The following is a 16,766-nucleotide window of genomic DNA, read 5'->3' on the forward strand; positions in this document are numbered from 1 at the left end:
GTGCTTCTGAATGGTCATGAATTTTTGGAAATTACCTTGTATATTTACATCATGCACAACCTGTTATTCTTATTAACTTTACTCACTGTACTGGTTAAACCGATTATCCGTACTGAAGAACCGGTACCTGTCTACAAGACGGGGGATAATAAAGAATGGGCAGCTAAAGACTTTGATGATAAAGACTGGTCTCAGACTAGAGGGAATACCTCAGACAGGATATTTTGGTCCAGAACACATTTTGAAATACGTCAGGTAGAAAACCAGTTGAAACCTTTGGGGCTTCAGATTCAATCGTTTGGCTCTTTCGAGGTGTATTGGGATGGGGAGCTTATCGGCAGGAACGGGCATCTTCCTCAACAGGGGAAACCGGAAATTCCGGGTACGGAGAGCAGCTATTACAGGATTCCCGATCATCTCGCCAGTCCGGGCTTTCATACAGTCGCTCTACGCTCGTCACAGTCATTTCTTCCGGATGTGCAGCGATCTATAAGCTTTAAGATGAACAGTTACACTGCTTTATTGACAAGGCCTTTGGTGACCATGTCATATATGAACCTGATGGCCGGAGCTTTCCTCATCGCAGCAGTGTATTATTTTTTTCTTTATCTGAACAGCAAACGCAGACAATGGGATATCCTTATCTTCGGTTCTGTATGTTTTCTCTTTTGTGCTTTACTGATCATTGAATATCTTAAGTTTCATGTTTTTATTCCCTATCCTGATTTCTTTGTTCGCCTTGAGATGGTAGGTTGGCTAACCTTTGCCAATGCATTGCTGGTTCCTTTATATTTCATCATTCAGTTTAATTTTAAAAAAGGAAGATGGCTGATGGCAGTACTGCTCATATCACTTATCTTGCTTTATATCATTCATTATGGCTCTTACGATCTTACCGCCCGCCTGTATAGTTTGGCAATGCTGATTGCTGCTTTCATTGTAGTCCTTAATGGTATTGTCCAAAAAGAAAAAGGAGGATTTATTGCTTTAGCAGCTCTTTTGATCAGTGCTTTGATTAATAAATTTGTTTTGTATGACTATGGCTTGTTTATCAGTTTTACAGTAATTGTACTGAGTATGCTTTATCTTCATTCCATTCGTGCTAGTGTCATTGAAGCGGAACATCAGAATGCGGTGCTGCTTTCTTCAAGACTGCAGCTGGAGCTGCTTAAAAAGAATATTCAGCCTCATTTTTTAAGAAATACGCTGACTTCTATGATGGACTGGGTAGAAGAATCTCCCAGGGAAGGCTCCCGCTTCATACAGGCACTGGCTGCAGAATTTGATATCATGAACGAGATTTCCGAACAAACTCTGATTCCCATCACGAAAGAACTTGAGCTTTGCAGGCAGCATATATCTATAATGGGTTTTCGGAAGGAAATTAATTATCAGTGGGAGGAGATTGGAATAGACGAGAAACAGCTTATACCTCCGGCTATTATCCATACTTTACTGGAGAATGGCATAACCCACAGCGAACCTTTGGCGGGAAATACCGTGAAATTTGTGCTTTCTTATGCTTTAGGAAAAAAGGGAAATCAATATACCTTTGAAACATTTGCCAAAAACCGGAAGGCAGTGACAAACCGGTCCGGAGGAAATGGTTTTAAATATATAAAAGCAAGGCTTACTGAAAGCTACGGCCAGAAATGGACATTCGATTCAGTGGCTGCTGAAGGAGGGTGGATATCTACAATTTATATTTTAAAACAATGAATATACTGATTATAGAAGATGAGGCCAGAATTGCCCGCCGCCTCGAACGTATGACTACTGATTTTTTTGCCAGTACATCTGTTGAGATCAGAATTTGTGATTCTTTGCAGAAAGGTCTTGATCAGATTGCAGACCGTATTCCGGATCTTCTCTTACTGGATCTTAACCTCAATGGGGATAATGGATTTGAAATACTGGAACATATGGTGGCGTCTTCTTTTCATACCATTATTGTTTCAGCCAATATTGATAAAGCAATCACAGCCTTTGCTTATGGAGTACTTGATTTTGTTCCTAAACCTTTCGATCAGGAAAGGTTTTTTAAAGCTTTGACCCGTTTTGTGAGCCCTGCTTTAAAGGTTGAGGAGGATATTAAATATCTGGCTGTAAAGAAGGCCGGACAGGTACGGCTCATCAATATTGCAGAAGTAATTTATATAAAAGGTGCCGGGATCTATACCGAGCTTCATCTTAATAATGGACGGACTGAATTGCATGATAAGTCTCTTGAATTACTGCACCAGCTTCTCCCTGACCAATTTGAAAGGGTTCATAAATCTTATTTAGTCAACTTTATACAAGTCGAAAAGATGCTTGTGAACACCGGAACACGCTATAGTGTATTGCTTAAAAGCGGTGAAATACTGCCTGTAGGGCGGTCAAGATACAAAGATTTGAAAAATAGAATAGTATGATCTTTTGTGGTTAGTTATTCCGAATAATAATAAAACAAATAAAATAATAAAAACATGGAATTTTCACCATTCAATAGCGTTGTTAAACTTTGTCTTCAGGGAATGAGTCTGGAAGCAGCAGGCAAACCTGCAGAAGCAGAGAAACTATTTATGCAGGGTTGGAATGAAGCAGAAAATGAACTTGAAAAATTTCTTGCCGCTTATTATATATCCAGGCATCAGAAAATGCCCGCTGATCAGTTAAAATGGCTGCAAATAGCCCTGGAGCTGGCTTTAAGAATAAATGATGATTCCGTTAACAGTGCTTTTCCAGGCCTTTATTCTAAAATTGCCCAATGCTGTGAAGAGCTGTCTAACCCGGAAAAAGCCCAAGAATATACTGAGTTGGCGGCTTTGTCTAACGGGAATCCTACAGACAAAGGTCCTTTCTACCATGGTACTAAAGCAGATTTGCAGAAAGGAGATCTGCTGATGGCAGGCGGTGATTCTAACTATAAATCTGAATTCAGAATGAATCATATTTATTTTACAGCACTGGTTAATGGGGCAGGGCTTGCTGCTGCATTAGCTAAAGGTGATGGCAGCGAGCGAGTATATATTGTAGAACCAACTGGAAGCTATGAAAATGATCCGAACCTGACGGATAAAAAATTTCCTGGCAATCCTACCCGTTCTTATCGTTCACAGATGCCATTAAAAATTGTTGGAGAAACTACAGATTGGGTTAAACCCGATTCCGGAGAGCTTCAGAAGTTTCGTGAAAAATTAGAAGATGGTAAAGGAGAGATTATAAACTGATTTTTAATGTTTTCAAATTAGAGAATTTAAAGGACTCAAAGACAAAATGCTCTTCTTATGGCAGAAAGGAATTTTATAATTAATACCTAAAGCAAGAGCAAGAGGCATTCATTTGATTGTTATACTTATTTCCAGAAGCCATTATTGCTGGCCCAGTCTTTAAAAAGGTTTGGCCATTCAGATTCTGAACTTCCTTTTTTTCCAAGCCCCCAGCCGTGCCCTCCTGTAGGGAAAATATGCATTTCTTCAGGTACATTGTTTTTTTTAAGGGCTTCATCCATCAAATAACTATTAGCTACCGGTGAAATAGGGTCATCTGTAGCATGGGCAAGAAACGTAGGAGGAGTGTTTGTGGTAACTAGTCTTTCTACAGAAAATGCAGCCTCTTGCTGCTGAGTAGGATGATCTCCAAGGATGCTTCTTTTTGCATGGGTTTTGTTATTAGGAGGCAGCATAGAAATTACGGGGTAAATCAACGCGGCAAAATCAGGCTTTGCAGATAAAGAATCGATGTCATCAACAGGTTGATAGAAGCGTTTGTCCGGTTCTGTTGCAATGATACCTGCCAAATGTCCTCCCGCCGAAAAGCCTACTATGCCTATTGTTTTGATATGGAGTTTCTTAGCCTGGCTTCGAATAACCCGCATGGCCCTTTGTGCATCTTCAAAAGGAACATTGGTTGTCTTCCAGTTTTCCAGTGGAAGGCGGTAAATTAATTCAAATGCTGTCACCCCTTCTGATTGAAGCCAGTTGGCTGTTGGGGTACTTTCTTTACCTGTTTCAATATGAGCATATCCGCCGCCACTGATAATGAGAACTGCAGTTCCGTTAGGGTGTGCCGGATAGTGTGCGATGAGCCTTGGGGTAGAAACATTGGTGACAGATCCTTTGTTACTTATTATTTCATCCGGTCTTATGGCACGCTGATCGTCTGGCATAGATCCAGGCCATAAATCAATTTGTTTCGGTGAACCGATTTGCTGGAATCGGTTTCCGGAATTCTGAGCTTCTAAAGAAGCAGCTGTAGAAAACAGTAATGCAAGAATGATAATATAAGGTTTCATGTGATAAAGACTATTAATGATGGTCGGTATAATATCCTTCAATAATGGTGCTAAACAGATGGTATAGCCAACCTATTTTTCAGTATGAAATAAAATTTTTCATTATAAGGATTTTACCGAGCTGCCTGTTGGTAATTTTTCCTAAAGGCCAGGGGAGAAAGCCCTATATTTTTTTTGAAAAACTGGGTGAAATTGGGTTGATCGGCAAAACCTATACTGTACCCAATCTCCTGTAGCGTCAGATCGGTCTGTATGAGCATCGCTTTTGTTTCTTCCAAAAGCCGTGTTTTAATATGGGTACTCACATTCTGGCCTGTATGTCTTTTGAGCAGTGTGTTCAGTTGATTGGGATGTATAGACAGCGAATGAGCAAATTCTTTCGCTGTTTTAATCTTGATAGGATGGTTGACATTAATCTGCGAAGTCTCATCTTCTAATAGCTGAAAGAAGTCATGGACCTGCCTGTACTCTTCAGATACCATGCCTGGAGCAGGAAAGTTGCCTACCTTTACACCTTCAATCATAACCATCTGTATATAGGTCTGAAGTCTTTCTTCGGTAAAGGTGTCCTTTGTTTTCATTTCGCCCATCATTTCTTCAAGCCAGTGGTCAAATAACGGAATATGATCATTTTTCAACTGAATAACATTTTTTTCAGATTTTGAGAAGAGCTCATAGTGTTCCATAGCCAGTTTTAGTATGGGCTTTGAGTCAATAAATTTCTTTTTGAACAGAACAAAGTATCCCTCAGCACCTTCGTCTAGATTTTTCCACGACACGATCTCATTGGGGTGCAGAAAAACAATTGTCGGATTATCCAGATAATAGGTATTCACGCCAATGGTCAGTACACTTAAGCCTTTTGAGAAATAAAGGATCTTATAAAAATCTCTGCGATTTGGGGAGAGATAATTTTTGCAGGGATCATCTTTTCGGCTTACTACCTGTATGTTGCTATTATTAAAAGACTCATGAAATACAGGTAAAATATCACCCATATTTTTTAACAGATCTATTTTTTTATTTTCAGAAGACTGTGCCATGACCTATAATTTTAATAATTACAAAGTTAGAAAATTGTCGGCTGTAGTTTTTTATGAATAACCTCTTATATTTTATGAAAATCAAATGGATTGATTCCCATTAAAATTGCAATGCAACAACTGATTGTTTCAATACACCTTAGAATATAAGTATGACTGTTATTCCTATTATATAACTCACTTATAAGATAAGGTGAAAAATATTTTTGAGCTTTCGGAAACAGATACTGCAGTTTGATATTCATAAGTCATATTACTTTTTCAATAAGGTTCAGGAATCTTAAACTGCCTAATTTTGACCTATCAATTTGAAGATAAAGTAACGACCCTAAAACGGAATATTAATTTAAATAATACAAAAAATATGAAAAATCAAAAAACATGGCTTATTACAGGAGCCTCACAAGGATTGGGATTGTTAACAGTGAAATACCTTTTAGCAAAAGATCAGATTGTAATTGCAACCACAAGGGATCGTAATCAATTTGAGCCCTCTATTTTGGAAAATAATAATCTTACAGTGATCAGTTTGGATATTACCAAAGAGAGTGAAGTAGAGGCCGCAGTGAATATGATTATTACAAAACATGGAAAAATTGATGTTTTAATAAACAATGCCGGTTATGGCTTCCTCGGAGCTGTTGAAGAAGCTTCTTCATCAGAAATTGAAAAGGTTTTTGTAGTGAATGTAATGGGAACTTTTAACCTGCTGCGGTATGTTCTTCCTTTTATGCGTCAGGAGAGAAGTGGTCATATAATCAATTTTTCTTCTGCTTCCGGCCTCGTAAGTTCTTCCGGATTTGGTATTTATAATGCGAGTAAGTATGCTGTTGAGGGATTAACTGAGGCTTTAAAACTTGATGTTGAAGGATTGGGAATCAAGGTTACATTGATAGAACCTGGTGCATTTCGTACCAATTTTTTAGGAAGCTCTCTGGGGATCGCAAAAAATGAAATCTCGGATTATGCTTCTACAGCGGGGAAATATAAAAATATTTTTCTCGGCAATAATGGCAAACAACCTGGTAATCCGGAAAAAGCGGTGGAAGCAATTGTGAAGATTACAGAAATGGAACAGCCTCCATTACGCCTGCTTTTAGGAACCGATGCCTATAAAAGGGTTCAAACGAAGATTCATCAGCTGAATGAAGAATTTGAACGTTTTAAAGAAATTACCTTTTCAACAGATTTTATAAATTAAAAATGAATAAAACAATATATGCACTCTCACTTGGTGTATTTGGCGTAGCCACAAGTGAATTTTGTGTCATTGGAATATTGCCGGCTCTGGCCAAGACTTTTAATGTTTCTATTGATACAGCAGGCTGGCTGATGAGCGGGTTTGCACTTACAGTGGCGCTTTGTGGTCCTTTCATCACAGCGCTCACCAAAAATATAAACAGAAAAACAATGTTACTTCTTGTACTCGCTACTTTTGTGATTTCCAACGTCATGTCTGCATTAGCGTCAAACTTTACAGTTTTATTAATCTCCAGAATAATACCTGCGATTTTTTATCCTGCTTTTTGGGCCATAGCGCTTACATTGGGTATGAAGCAGGTAGCTCCTAAAGACGCTCCTAAAGCTATATCTATTGTCATGATGGGTCTTAGTATTTCAACGGTGATAGGGGTGCCGTTAACCACTTATTTTGCTGATTTATTTAATTGGAAGGCATCCTTTATCATCTCTGGAATTGTTAATATTATTGCTTTTCTGAGTTTACTTGTAGTAGTACCGTCTACTCCGGTTGAAAGAACGAAAGGCAACACCCAAAACCTGGCCATATTGAAGGAGCCATTTGTATGGATAAATTATCTTTATATCCTGCTGAAAATAGCAGGGATGTTTGCTACCTATAGTTACCTTGCCGATTACTTTACCAAAATTACCCATATGAACGGGACGGAGGTAAGTTTAATGTTACTGCTGTTCGGGATAGCCGGTATCTTTGGCAATTGGATCGTAGGCAAAATGGTTAGCAAAAATGTACGCTTAGGATTTCGCTATTTTCCTGTTGCTCTTATTCTGGTGGAAATTTTGGCTTATTTCTTCGGGACCTTTTTTATCCCAATGACAGTTATTATTTTTATCTGGGGATTTGTACATACATCCGGATTTCTTATTGGAAATACTCGTGGTGCATACAAAATACCTAGAGAAACATTGGAATTTACGAATAGCTTTGTCCCGTCTTTTTTTAATTTGGGGGTAACTTTTGGAACCGTTGCCGGGGGCTGGGTAATTAAATCTACGGGTGTTCATAACATTATATGGATGAGTGTAGCATTTTTGTTGTCTGCATTTGCTTTAACTTTTGTTCATCCCAGAGTAAGAGGAATATATCAAGAGAGTAGCAACGCCGAACGTGAGGAGTCTTACTTAAGTCCTGAGCAATTGGCCCACTAAAGAGAATTTGAATAAATAATGTGATTCAATAATGAGATAATTGTTCTATTGCTTGAATAATTCCTTTGTCTGGCTCATGCTTAAATGCCCCAATAAAATTAACAGAGTAGTTTTATGGGGAATTTGATTTTTTTATACTTTTATTTATTTTCGGGAAGTGCCATGGCCTGTGAAAACTTTGATTATCACCCGATCAGTGTATTATAAGAAAAAGATTGAAAAAAATAGGTAAGGAATATGAAATACCTCATTTCCTTACCTTTTGATTAAAAAATAGCTTATTCTATATGAAAATATTGACTGCCGGATTTATTTTCGGACGTTCTGTCTGGTGCCAGTACGGATATGGTGCTTTTGCTTTGCTTGCATCATTAAGCCTTTGAATCTGCTCCTCAGTTAATTTCCAGCCTGTTGCTCCCAAGTTATCTCTTAGCTGCTCTTCATTACGGGCTCCGATAATCAGAGTTGAAATGGTAGGTCTTTGCAGAAGCCAGTTTAAAGCTACCTGGGGGACTGTTTTCTGCGTTTCGTCAGCAATAGCTTCCAGAACATCTGTGATACGGTAAAGATTTTCTCTTTCGATGCTGTCTTCATGTACAGGGCTTCCACCTTCTGCTACACGCCCTGAAGTAGGCCATTCTTTACTTCTGCTGAATTTACCGCCAAGTCTTCCTCCTGCAAGCGGAGACCAAACGATTGCTCCAACTTTCTGATCTTCGGCGAGTGGCATCAGTTCCCATTCATAATCTCTATTCGTTAAAGCATAATACACCTGATGGGCAATATATTTATTCCAGCCATATTTTTCAGAAATGCTCAGTGATTTCATCAGATGCCATCCTGAAAAGTTGGAACAGGCAATATAACGGATCTTTCCGGCTTCAATAAGGTCATCCAATGCTCTTAGGGTTTCTTCCACAGGAGTTACAGCATCAAAACCATGCATATGATACACATCGATATAGTCTGTATTCATCCGTTTTAAGCTTCCTTCCACCTGCTGAATGATGCGCTGGCGGGAAGATCCCTGATTGTTGGGCCCTTCACCAAAAGGAAATGTGGATTTGGTGGAAATAATAAGGTCTTCCCGTTTTTTTCCCTCGATGGCTTTCCCTAAAATTTCTTCGGAAACTCCCTGAGAATAAATATCTGCTGTATCAAAAAAATTGATTCCTGCTTCAATGCAGATGTCAATGATTCTTTTAGCATCAGCTACCTGAGTGCTTCCCCATGCTTCAAAACCATGTACTCCCCCAAAAGTTCCAGTTCCGAAGCAGAGCTCGGACACGTATAATCCTGAATTTCCTAATAGTCTGTATTCCATAATGTATTTATTTTGTATTAATTTAGGTTGTTTTTTGCGATGTTTTTAGAGAAGTTTTGTTTAAAGGTGTATCTTATATATTTTGTAAGATCCTTTACGTTCACTTTTACCTTGGTGAAACTGAGGCTGCTCGTCAATACGCGAACAGCTGATGTAGAGCCATCCATCTTTAGTAATGTGATAGCTATCCGGCCATGCAAGTTCTTCATTGGCCGGGATTACGGTTTCAGTCTTCAATGACGGAGTAATACGAATGATCTTTCTTTCTTCCAGATCTCCTAAATATAGATTGCCTTTATGGTCAAAAGCCATTCCGTCAGTAGTCGTAAATTTTCCGTCAAATACGACTTTCTTTTCCAGTTCCGCTTCAGATAATAATTCGTTATTCAGATCTGCTGTGGAAATATGATAAAGAGAATTATCTGTTAATGCCTTAAAATAAAGCTGTTTACCATCAGGGCTTAAAGCAATGCCATCCGACTGTACATGAAAAGGCTGGCCGTCTCTGAGCAATGTTTTCCCGTTTCTTTTTACCTGGTAGGCAGGATCGGTCTGAGTGGCTTTAGCCATATAAAGAACCTGGCGTGCCTTTCCGGATACCAGATCTACAATCACTATTCCTCCTTCATTGGAATTGGTAATATAGGCCAGTTTTTTACGGGTGTCAATCCGTGTATCATTCATATAACTTTTACCATCAGAAGCTCCCGCAAGAGGATAGACCCTCTCTACGGTATTGGTAGTAAGATTGATCTTAACCAGCTTCTGACCTTTATCGTTATCCTGAGAAGGTTGTGTAGAACCGGCATCTACTACCCACATTGAGTTCTGATCATCAATTATAACGGCCTGTACACAAAGGAAATGTTTCATTTTGTCACCCGTACCTTTCCATTCATTCCATGATTCATCCGGGAAAGGGACGGAGGTATTGGTACCTGTTACTTCTACCAGAGCATACCTGTAAGGTTCACCCCAGCGGGGATAATTGGTAAATACTCTTTCAGAGGCAGATACGGCGACTCCAGTCAGCTGGTGATCCTGATCCTCAAAAACAGTTGTTAATTTCTGAGAATGCTTTTGTTGTGCAAATAATCCTGTATATCCGAAACTTAAGACTACAGCGAATTGAATTATTTTTTTCATGTCTTATTTCTTGAAGAACGCGTGGTTACGCTTCAACAAATATCAGACATTAAAATAAAAAGGACTGTACTAAAAAATTCAAATTACTTGACTTTTAGTTTCACTGGGACTGTATCCGAAGAAACTTTTATATAATCTGGAAAAGTGGGAAACGTTTTCATAGCCAATCTCATAACATACTTCCGTGATTTGAAGTTCTGTGGTAAGAAACAGCTCACGAGCTTTTTGTAAACGTTTTTCCTGGATCCATTTTGCAGGTGTTGTATGGAAAGTGGTTTCAAAATCCCGGCGGAAACTGGATAAGCTTCTTCCTGATATGAGTGCAAGATCACTGATGGAGTAGGGTTCAAGATAATGAGCCTCCATAGTTTGCAGAAGATCAGAAGGTTCGTGTTGGTTCAGTCTTATCAGCTGTTGTAGGAACTGGGCATTCGTTTGGGAAAGATCATACAGCAGTTCAAGGATTTTCAGTTTGAATAATCCCATTTTTACCTCTTCATTATCATCGAAATAGGGTTTGAGCGATTCCAGGAATGTCTGAAGGCGTGCGCCATAGGGATGAATAAGAACCTCATCTTCGGCTACAGATGAAGTGCTGATATAGCCGTCGATCTCAATGAGCTTTATAAAGTCAACAATGATACTTTTTTTTAAAGAGAAGGAAACACTTTCATAGATGAAATCATTATGCGGATTACCACGCTTTACAAACTCCACATAGGTTGCTTTTTTGAGAAGTACCATTTCGCCTTTATGAACCAAATAGCAATCATTTCCCAACCGTACTTCATGGGTACCCTGAGTAACAAACAACAGGAAATGATCCTTCAGCATCTTCTGCTTGTGAACGGGTTGAGAATGCTCTTGTCTGCATATCTCGGTTGTCGCAATGTTCTCTGCTGTTAAAATGATATGTTCCCCCGGATGTACCTTCTTTTCTCCTGTATATTTGTCGACGTGCATATACTATATTATATAACAAAAATAAGGAAAATAAAATCTTGAATCCTACTGTCCGGATAAAAGAAAAGAAGCCTTTATAGAAGTGGTCATAATTATCAGTGATATTAGCAGGGTCTTACGGTAAAGAGCCGAACTATGAAAAAAATATCATAATAATCCACCCTTATAATAGCTCGGCAGACCCAAAAAATTATTAAAATTAATTAATTCAAACTGGAAAAAATACAGTAAAAACAGATCTGACGGATTTATTTATTGATGAATTTAAAATTAGCATTCCTACTGATCTAAAAGCAAAATTTGATAAAATTTTTAAACATTATAACGGTTCAATAATTATTGAAGAAGAGACTTCAAGGAAGAAAATTTCAGGTGACGGCTGGATTCTCGATTTAGCTGATGGCTACTCGGTAGATAAAGACACTTCGACCGCAAATTATAAGCTTATTAAAAATTAACAAATGATTTATAAAAACAAAAATGAGACAGGCTTCTGTCTCATTTCTATTAAGGTAAACTGATTTTTTTGCCTTGTTCCGGGAAGATGTAGTTGATCTGTAAAGGATTATTTTTGAGTAATTCCTTCTTTATAATTTCCGGATTATCTTTTGTCGGTTTTCTATGAGTGACTACAATATTCAGTTTTTTCAGATTGTTTTGCCCTGTTTTTTCTTTCAGTTTTTCCAGCTCTTCTAATAAAAGATTAGGAGTAAGGTGGCCAAACAACAGGTTTTCAGGCTGGCTGTTTGGGAAAGAGACTTCAATTAATATGGTGTTAAGCTGGCCTTTTTTTACAAGCGGAGCAACACTTTCCCAAAGTTTGTCTAATTGTTGGGATTTTTCAATACGGTCGGCACCCGTATCTCCAAGATAAAGCAGATAATGATCATCTCTTCTCACCAGTACAGCACTGCTTTTATAAGGGTTAACGTGGCTCAGTTCATAAGCTTTTAAAAAAAACGGAGTCTCTTTTGCAGGAGTTTCCACCCCTTCCTGAAGTTCATTATAATGATATTTTCCTAGGATAGGCTTCTGGCCCTGATCTGCAAAATTAATCCAGGTATCTGTAATGAAATAATGATTCTGTAGAATCTGAAGCACCGGTGCAATTGCGAAGATATCTTTTTTAGAATCAGCAGGGGAGTTGATAATAAGCCCGGATAGGTGATCCAAATGACCATGAGAAATAAAATACCCCTTGATCTGATCCCGAAGAACATTTTCTTCAGGGCCATTCAGGCTTTTTAATTCAATGGCTTTCCGTATTCCTGCATTTACTGTTCCTGCATCCAGACAGATAAATGCATTATCTTTCGGTACTCCAACTAAATAAGCGGATAGGTTATCTTCCTGCTCTCCGCCATAAATCCCCAGTGGAATAAGATCAAAATTTTGCGCCTGGCAGAAAATATGCACAACAAGAGCAAATAAAGTAAGTGCTGTTTTTTTCATTCTTTTGAAACTAGAAAACCTATACTTAGCGATAGGATAGAGCAAATTTACGTTATTTTTTATCGATTATACACTGGTTTGCCAGGAATGTCTTTTCTTAAAATGAAATTAATACCTCCTAATAATTCATTCTATATATAAGCTATCAAATCAGGTCGAGCTGCTAAAAACTAAAGAGTAGAACCTCTGTATACAAGCTCTGCATCCATTAAGACTGTTCTGCCGGGTTTTGAGTGGTCTTTTATTTTTTCCAGAATTAATTCCGCAGCCGCTTTACCCATCTTTACCAGTGGCTGTTGTACACTCGTTAGTTGAGGGTAGGTCATGGTTGATAATTCCGTGCCGGAAAAGCTGGCAACGGCTACATCACCGGGAATTTTTATGTTATGCTCAAAAAGATAGTTCATAGCTCCAATGGCCAGGGTATCAGTGAACGCAAAAATACCGTCAAATTCTATATTTTTCTGCAATAATTGCTCTGCTGCATTTCTGCCGTGTTCAAAAGTCATTCCTTCCGTTTTTACAATCAGCTGCTCATCAAAAATATTGTATTTATTCAGAATTCTTTTATATCCGTTCAGCCTTTCCATGACATTGCGGATGGTAGGTGGACCCATAATGTAAGCGATCCTTTTTCTTCCTGTTTTGATCAGGTATTCCACCATCAGGGATGCCTGGACATAATCATCTACAATCACCTTGGAAACATCCAGAGAATTATCAGGAATTCTGTCGAAAAAAACTAATGGAGTTCCCTGATTGATGATGCGCTGGTAGATATCATTATTATGCGTTTCATGACATAAATTGATAATGATGCCATCCACATCAAAACTTTCCAGAAGCTGGAGATTTTTTCGTTCAATGACAGGATTTTCGTCACACTGGGTAATCACCAGCCTGTAGCCCAGAGGATACATTATATTCTGAATTCCTTCAAGAACTTTTGCTGAAAAAGGGGTTACCATTTCAGGCACTACGACACCTATCGTCTTTGACTGTCCGGACTTTAAATTTAAAGCCGTAAGGTTCGGTTTATATCCTAACTGACCGGCTGCATCCAGTACCCGTTTCCGGGTTTCTTCATTAACATTTTTATCGTTCAGGAGCGCCCGGGAGATCGTAGACGTAGATAATGACAAAAATTTTGATAGATCTTTAATGGTAATACGTTTCATTGGGCCATCTTTGGGGATAAAATTAGTGAAAAAATCGGCAATTGGGAACGTGCCCGGGATTTTGAGAACGTTCCCAGTGTAAATTTTTCAAAAAAAACAAATGATAAACTGTTTGTTAATATAGTTTTAACACATTGATTAAATACTATTAATTCTCTATATGAATGCAATTTCTTATCATTACGATACTCAAAAAATAACGTCCGGAATTTTACACATTGGCGTAGGAAACTTCCACCGTGCCCACCAGCAGTTTTATACCAACATTTTACTGGAATCCGAGGATCAGCGGCAGTGGGGAATATGTGGTGTATGTCTGCTGCCTTCAGATGAAAAAATTGTTCGTGATCTGAGAGCTCAGAATCTTGAGTATACACTTACGGTGTGCGGAAGAACGGGAACTGACCAGGTTTACAAAATAGGATCATTAAACGAACTCATCTGGGGAATAGAAGATCCTGAGGCCGTAAAAGAGAAGATTGCCGACAGCAATGTGAAAATAATCACCTTAACGATCACAGAAGGCGGTTATAATCTGAATAAAGAAACAGGAGAATTTCTTTTACATGATCCGAAAATACAGCACGACTTACAGAGTCCGGAAACTCCTTCTACTGTTTTCGGGTTTATTGCAGAAGGATTACGCCTCAGAAAAATGAGAAATAGCGGAGGAATTACCATACTTTCCTGTGATAACCTTCAGCATAACGGTAATACAGCCAAAAGAGCTTTTACAGCATTTATAGAAGCCGTAGACAAAGAACTTGCGGAATGGGTGAATGCCAATGTTACTTTCCCCAACAGTATGGTGGACAGAATTACTCCTTCCACAACATCTGAAGACATTACCCGGCTGAACCGCAACAGCGGGATTGATGATCTGGCTCCCGTTTACTGTGAAGATTTTGAACAATGGGTGATAGAGGACAATTTTATTGCCGGAAGGCCTGCCTGGGAGAGAGCAGGAGTAGAATTTACCAATGATGTGACCGCTTTTGAAAATATGAAACTTAGTCTTTTAAATGCTTCACATACGCTGTTGTCTTATCCTTCTTTTCTGATGGGGTACCGAAAAGTGGACCAGGCAATGGAAAATCAGACTATTATAAAATTTATCCGCGATTTCATGGATACTGATATCACTCCTTTTGTTCCCGCTCCTGAAAATACAGATCTCAATGAATACAAAAACACACTTATCGAAAGATTTTCCAATCATAGTGTGAGTGACCAGGTGAGCCGTCTGTGTTTTGATGGAATTTCAAAATTTCCTGTGTATATTATCCCTAATCTTGATAATATGATCAAAGCTGATGCCGATCTTGTCCGCCCTGCTTTTCTGATTGCTTCCTATAGGCATTATCTGAAGTATAAAACTGATGATTCTGGCAGTTCCTATGAAATTGCAGAGCCGTGGCTTACAGCAAATGATGAAAACCTGATCAAAAGCCAGAAACCACTTGACTTTCTAGAATTATCAGCTTTTAAAGGAATGAATCTTAAGGATTCAAATAAATTTACAGGCTTATATACGGGTTTTGTGAATGCAATAAAAGAAGAGGGATGTGGTCCTGTTTTAAAATCAATTATAAAATAAGTTGCCATGATCACACCAACTGATATAAAGTCTTCGGGAGGAAAGTCTGATAATCCCATTCTTCCCTTTGCGATCATTACATTTATTTACTTTATCGTTGGGTTTCTGACTACGGTAAATGAACAGCTGCAGGCTCCTTTGAAGTTCACTTTTCTCAGTCATGCAGGAAGTCTCAAAAATACATTTACGACAATGACTACCTTTTTCTTTTTTCTGGGTTACCTGCTGAATGGGACACTGGGAAGTAAATGGGTAAATGCTTTTGGATATAAAAATACCATTCTCAGGGGGCTTTTGTTTATGATTTCAGGACTGTTTATGTATCTGTCTTCATCATGGTTCGGATCTCAGTATCCCGATTTGAAATTCGGTATTAAAGATGCCGTCATTCCTTTTGCATTTGTGATTTTTGTTGTAGGATCTTATCTTATGGGAACTTCTGCAGCGATTATTCAGGTGGTTGTGAATCCTTATGCAGCCTCTTACGAAATGAAAGGTACTCAGCCTGTTCAGCGTCTGAATATTTTAACGGCCATTAACTCTATAGGAACTACTTCAGCACCTTTTTTTGTCACAGTTGTAATGTTCAGCGGTATTTCGATAGAAAGTATTGAGATAAGACAATTGCTGTTTCCGCTTTCAATGCTTATCCTGTGTATCCTGATCATTATTATGGTAACCAAAAAGCTTTATCTGCCGGATATTGCGAACACAAGGGCTGCAGATGGTGAAAAACTGGAAAGAAGTATCTGGTCATTCCGGCATTTTGTGTTGGGAGTTCTTGCGATATTCTTTTATGTGGGAACAGAGGTGGCTATCGGAGCCAATATTAATCTTTATGCTTTTGAGCTTATGGATTCGGGACACCCGATCAGTTTCTTTGGTAAAACAGATATTATCATTGGCGGAGTTGATTTTGGAATTCATGCTTTGTTGTCTACACTTTATTGGGGGGGATTTCTTGTAGGAAGATCTGTATCAAGCTTTTTTAACAAAATATCTGCGAGAACTCAGCTGATTGTAACAACTGTTTTAGCGGGTGTATTTGCTTTGGTTTCTATGGTTACTCAGAATCTCTGGTTTCTGGTGGCTATCGGTCTTCTGCATTCATCTATGTGGAGCTGTATTTATTCACTCTCTATAAAAGGGTTAAACAAATATACCTCAAAAGCTTCAGGAATATTTATTTCTGCCGTATTTGGAGGAGCCGTTTTTACGCTTATTCAGGGAGGTCTGGCAGATGTTTTCGGGTCCTGGAGATGGACATGGTTTCTTACGGTAATCTGTGAATTACTGATGCTTTGCTATGCCATGTTCGGTTCCAGAATAAGAGAAAAAGATATCGTAAGCTGATAATCACTTTTCTTAGCTATCTTTA

General features: G+C 38.6%; 14 protein-coding genes. 7 read left to right on the forward strand and 7 right to left on the reverse strand.

What is annotated here, in order from left to right; translation table 11 throughout:
* Positions 1–51 precede the first annotated feature (51 nt).
* From AC27VX_RS05770 to arr, 3 genes are all read left to right on the forward strand, one after another.
* Positions 52–1,719, forward strand: a complete 1,668-nt coding sequence (locus AC27VX_RS05770; protein ID WP_488694347.1) for a histidine kinase — start codon at positions 52–54, stop codon at positions 1,717–1,719.
* Positions 1,716–2,414 (forward strand): LytR/AlgR family response regulator transcription factor, encoded by a 699-nt coding sequence (locus AC27VX_RS05775; RefSeq protein WP_488694349.1) that lies wholly within the window; start codon positions 1,716–1,718, stop codon positions 2,412–2,414. Before AC27VX_RS05770 ends, AC27VX_RS05775 begins: the two co-directional genes overlap by 4 nt.
* Positions 2,415–2,807: 393 nt before the next feature.
* The gene (gene arr / locus AC27VX_RS05780; RefSeq protein ID WP_410681152.1) at positions 2,808–3,212 is read left to right on the forward strand and encodes an NAD(+)--rifampin ADP-ribosyltransferase; all 405 of its coding nucleotides are present in this window, start codon (positions 2,808–2,810) and stop codon (positions 3,210–3,212) included.
* Between the two features lie 125 nt (positions 3,213–3,337).
* Here arr and AC27VX_RS05785 read toward each other — a convergent pair whose 3' ends face one another.
* Together AC27VX_RS05785 and AC27VX_RS05790 are read right to left on the reverse strand one after the other, a co-directional pair.
* Positions 3,338–4,276, reverse strand: coding sequence for an alpha/beta hydrolase (locus tag AC27VX_RS05785; RefSeq protein ID WP_236858823.1), 939 nt, complete (start codon positions 4,274–4,276; stop codon positions 3,338–3,340).
* Between the two features lie 113 nt (positions 4,277–4,389).
* Positions 4,390–5,319, reverse strand: a complete 930-nt coding sequence (locus AC27VX_RS05790; RefSeq protein WP_236858824.1) for a helix-turn-helix domain-containing protein — start codon at positions 5,317–5,319, stop codon at positions 4,390–4,392.
* A 364-nt stretch (positions 5,320–5,683) separates the two neighbouring features.
* Between AC27VX_RS05790 and AC27VX_RS05795 the strand changes: the two genes are divergently transcribed.
* Positions 5,684–6,520, forward strand: a complete 837-nt coding sequence (locus AC27VX_RS05795; protein WP_300689345.1) for an oxidoreductase — start codon at positions 5,684–5,686, stop codon at positions 6,518–6,520.
* 2 nt (positions 6,521–6,522) lie between these two features.
* Positions 6,523–7,728: an MFS transporter gene (locus AC27VX_RS05800; RefSeq protein ID WP_236858826.1), complete on the forward strand. Its 1,206-nt coding sequence runs from the start codon at positions 6,523–6,525 to the stop codon at positions 7,726–7,728.
* Positions 7,729–8,011: 283 nt separating this feature from the next.
* Here AC27VX_RS05800 and AC27VX_RS05805 read toward each other — a convergent pair whose 3' ends face one another.
* From AC27VX_RS05805 to AC27VX_RS05825, 5 genes are all read right to left on the reverse strand, one after another.
* A complete protein-coding gene (locus AC27VX_RS05805; RefSeq protein ID WP_236858827.1) occupies positions 8,012–9,052 on the reverse strand; it encodes an aldo/keto reductase in 1,041 nt (346 codons plus the stop codon).
* Positions 9,053–9,112: 60 nt separating this feature from the next.
* Positions 9,113–10,198, reverse strand: a complete 1,086-nt coding sequence (locus AC27VX_RS05810; protein ID WP_488694352.1) for an SMP-30/gluconolactonase/LRE family protein — start codon at positions 10,196–10,198, stop codon at positions 9,113–9,115.
* A 78-nt stretch (positions 10,199–10,276) separates the two neighbouring features.
* The gene (locus tag AC27VX_RS05815; protein ID WP_236858829.1) at positions 10,277–11,161 is read right to left on the reverse strand and encodes a helix-turn-helix domain-containing protein; all 885 of its coding nucleotides are present in this window, start codon (positions 11,159–11,161) and stop codon (positions 10,277–10,279) included.
* 507 nt (positions 11,162–11,668) lie between these two features.
* Positions 11,669–12,613 (reverse strand): MBL fold metallo-hydrolase, encoded by a 945-nt coding sequence (locus AC27VX_RS05820; RefSeq protein ID WP_488694354.1) that lies wholly within the window; start codon positions 12,611–12,613, stop codon positions 11,669–11,671.
* Between the two features lie 170 nt (positions 12,614–12,783).
* Positions 12,784–13,791 carry a LacI family DNA-binding transcriptional regulator gene (locus AC27VX_RS05825; protein WP_488694356.1) on the reverse strand — a complete coding sequence of 336 codons (1,008 nt, stop codon included), beginning with the start codon at positions 13,789–13,791 and terminating at the stop codon, positions 12,784–12,786.
* A gap of 160 nt (positions 13,792–13,951) precedes the next feature.
* On the opposite strand from AC27VX_RS05825, the gene AC27VX_RS05830 reads away from it, so the two are divergent.
* Positions 13,952–15,388, forward strand: a complete 1,437-nt coding sequence (locus AC27VX_RS05830; RefSeq protein WP_488694358.1) for a mannitol dehydrogenase family protein — start codon at positions 13,952–13,954, stop codon at positions 15,386–15,388.
* Between the two features lie 6 nt (positions 15,389–15,394).
* Positions 15,395–16,741: an MFS transporter gene (locus AC27VX_RS05835; RefSeq protein WP_488694360.1), complete on the forward strand. Its 1,347-nt coding sequence runs from the start codon at positions 15,395–15,397 to the stop codon at positions 16,739–16,741.
* Positions 16,742–16,766: the final 25 nt, after the last annotated feature.

Source organism: Chryseobacterium sp. 14P4.3.2, assembly GCF_057799275.1.

What these genes read in the sequence shown, in the direction of transcription:
- AC27VX_RS05770 (WP_488694347.1), top strand. Translation starts at nt 52, where the DNA reads ATGCACAACCTGTTATTCTTATTAACTTTACTCACTGTACTGGTTAAA.
- AC27VX_RS05775 (WP_488694349.1), top strand. Translation starts at nt 1,716, where the DNA reads ATGAATATACTGATTATAGAAGATGAGGCCAGAATTGCCCGCCGCCTC.
- AC27VX_RS05785 (WP_236858823.1), bottom strand. Translation starts at nt 4,276, where the DNA reads ATGAAACCTTATATTATCATTCTTGCATTACTGTTTTCTACAGCTGCT.
- AC27VX_RS05790 (WP_236858824.1), bottom strand. Translation starts at nt 5,319, where the DNA reads ATGGCACAGTCTTCTGAAAATAAAAAAATAGATCTGTTAAAAAATATG.
- AC27VX_RS05795 (WP_300689345.1), top strand. Translation starts at nt 5,684, where the DNA reads ATGAAAAATCAAAAAACATGGCTTATTACAGGAGCCTCACAAGGATTG.
- AC27VX_RS05800 (WP_236858826.1), top strand. Translation starts at nt 6,523, where the DNA reads ATGAATAAAACAATATATGCACTCTCACTTGGTGTATTTGGCGTAGCC.
- AC27VX_RS05805 (WP_236858827.1), bottom strand. Translation starts at nt 9,052, where the DNA reads ATGGAATACAGACTATTAGGAAATTCAGGATTATACGTGTCCGAGCTC.
- AC27VX_RS05810 (WP_488694352.1), bottom strand. Translation starts at nt 10,198, where the DNA reads ATGAAAAAAATAATTCAATTCGCTGTAGTCTTAAGTTTCGGATATACA.
- AC27VX_RS05815 (WP_236858829.1), bottom strand. Translation starts at nt 11,161, where the DNA reads ATGCACGTCGACAAATATACAGGAGAAAAGAAGGTACATCCGGGGGAA.
- AC27VX_RS05820 (WP_488694354.1), bottom strand. Translation starts at nt 12,613, where the DNA reads ATGAAAAAAACAGCACTTACTTTATTTGCTCTTGTTGTGCATATTTTC.
- AC27VX_RS05825 (WP_488694356.1), bottom strand. Translation starts at nt 13,791, where the DNA reads ATGAAACGTATTACCATTAAAGATCTATCAAAATTTTTGTCATTATCT.
- AC27VX_RS05830 (WP_488694358.1), top strand. Translation starts at nt 13,952, where the DNA reads ATGAATGCAATTTCTTATCATTACGATACTCAAAAAATAACGTCCGGA.
- AC27VX_RS05835 (WP_488694360.1), top strand. Translation starts at nt 15,395, where the DNA reads ATGATCACACCAACTGATATAAAGTCTTCGGGAGGAAAGTCTGATAAT.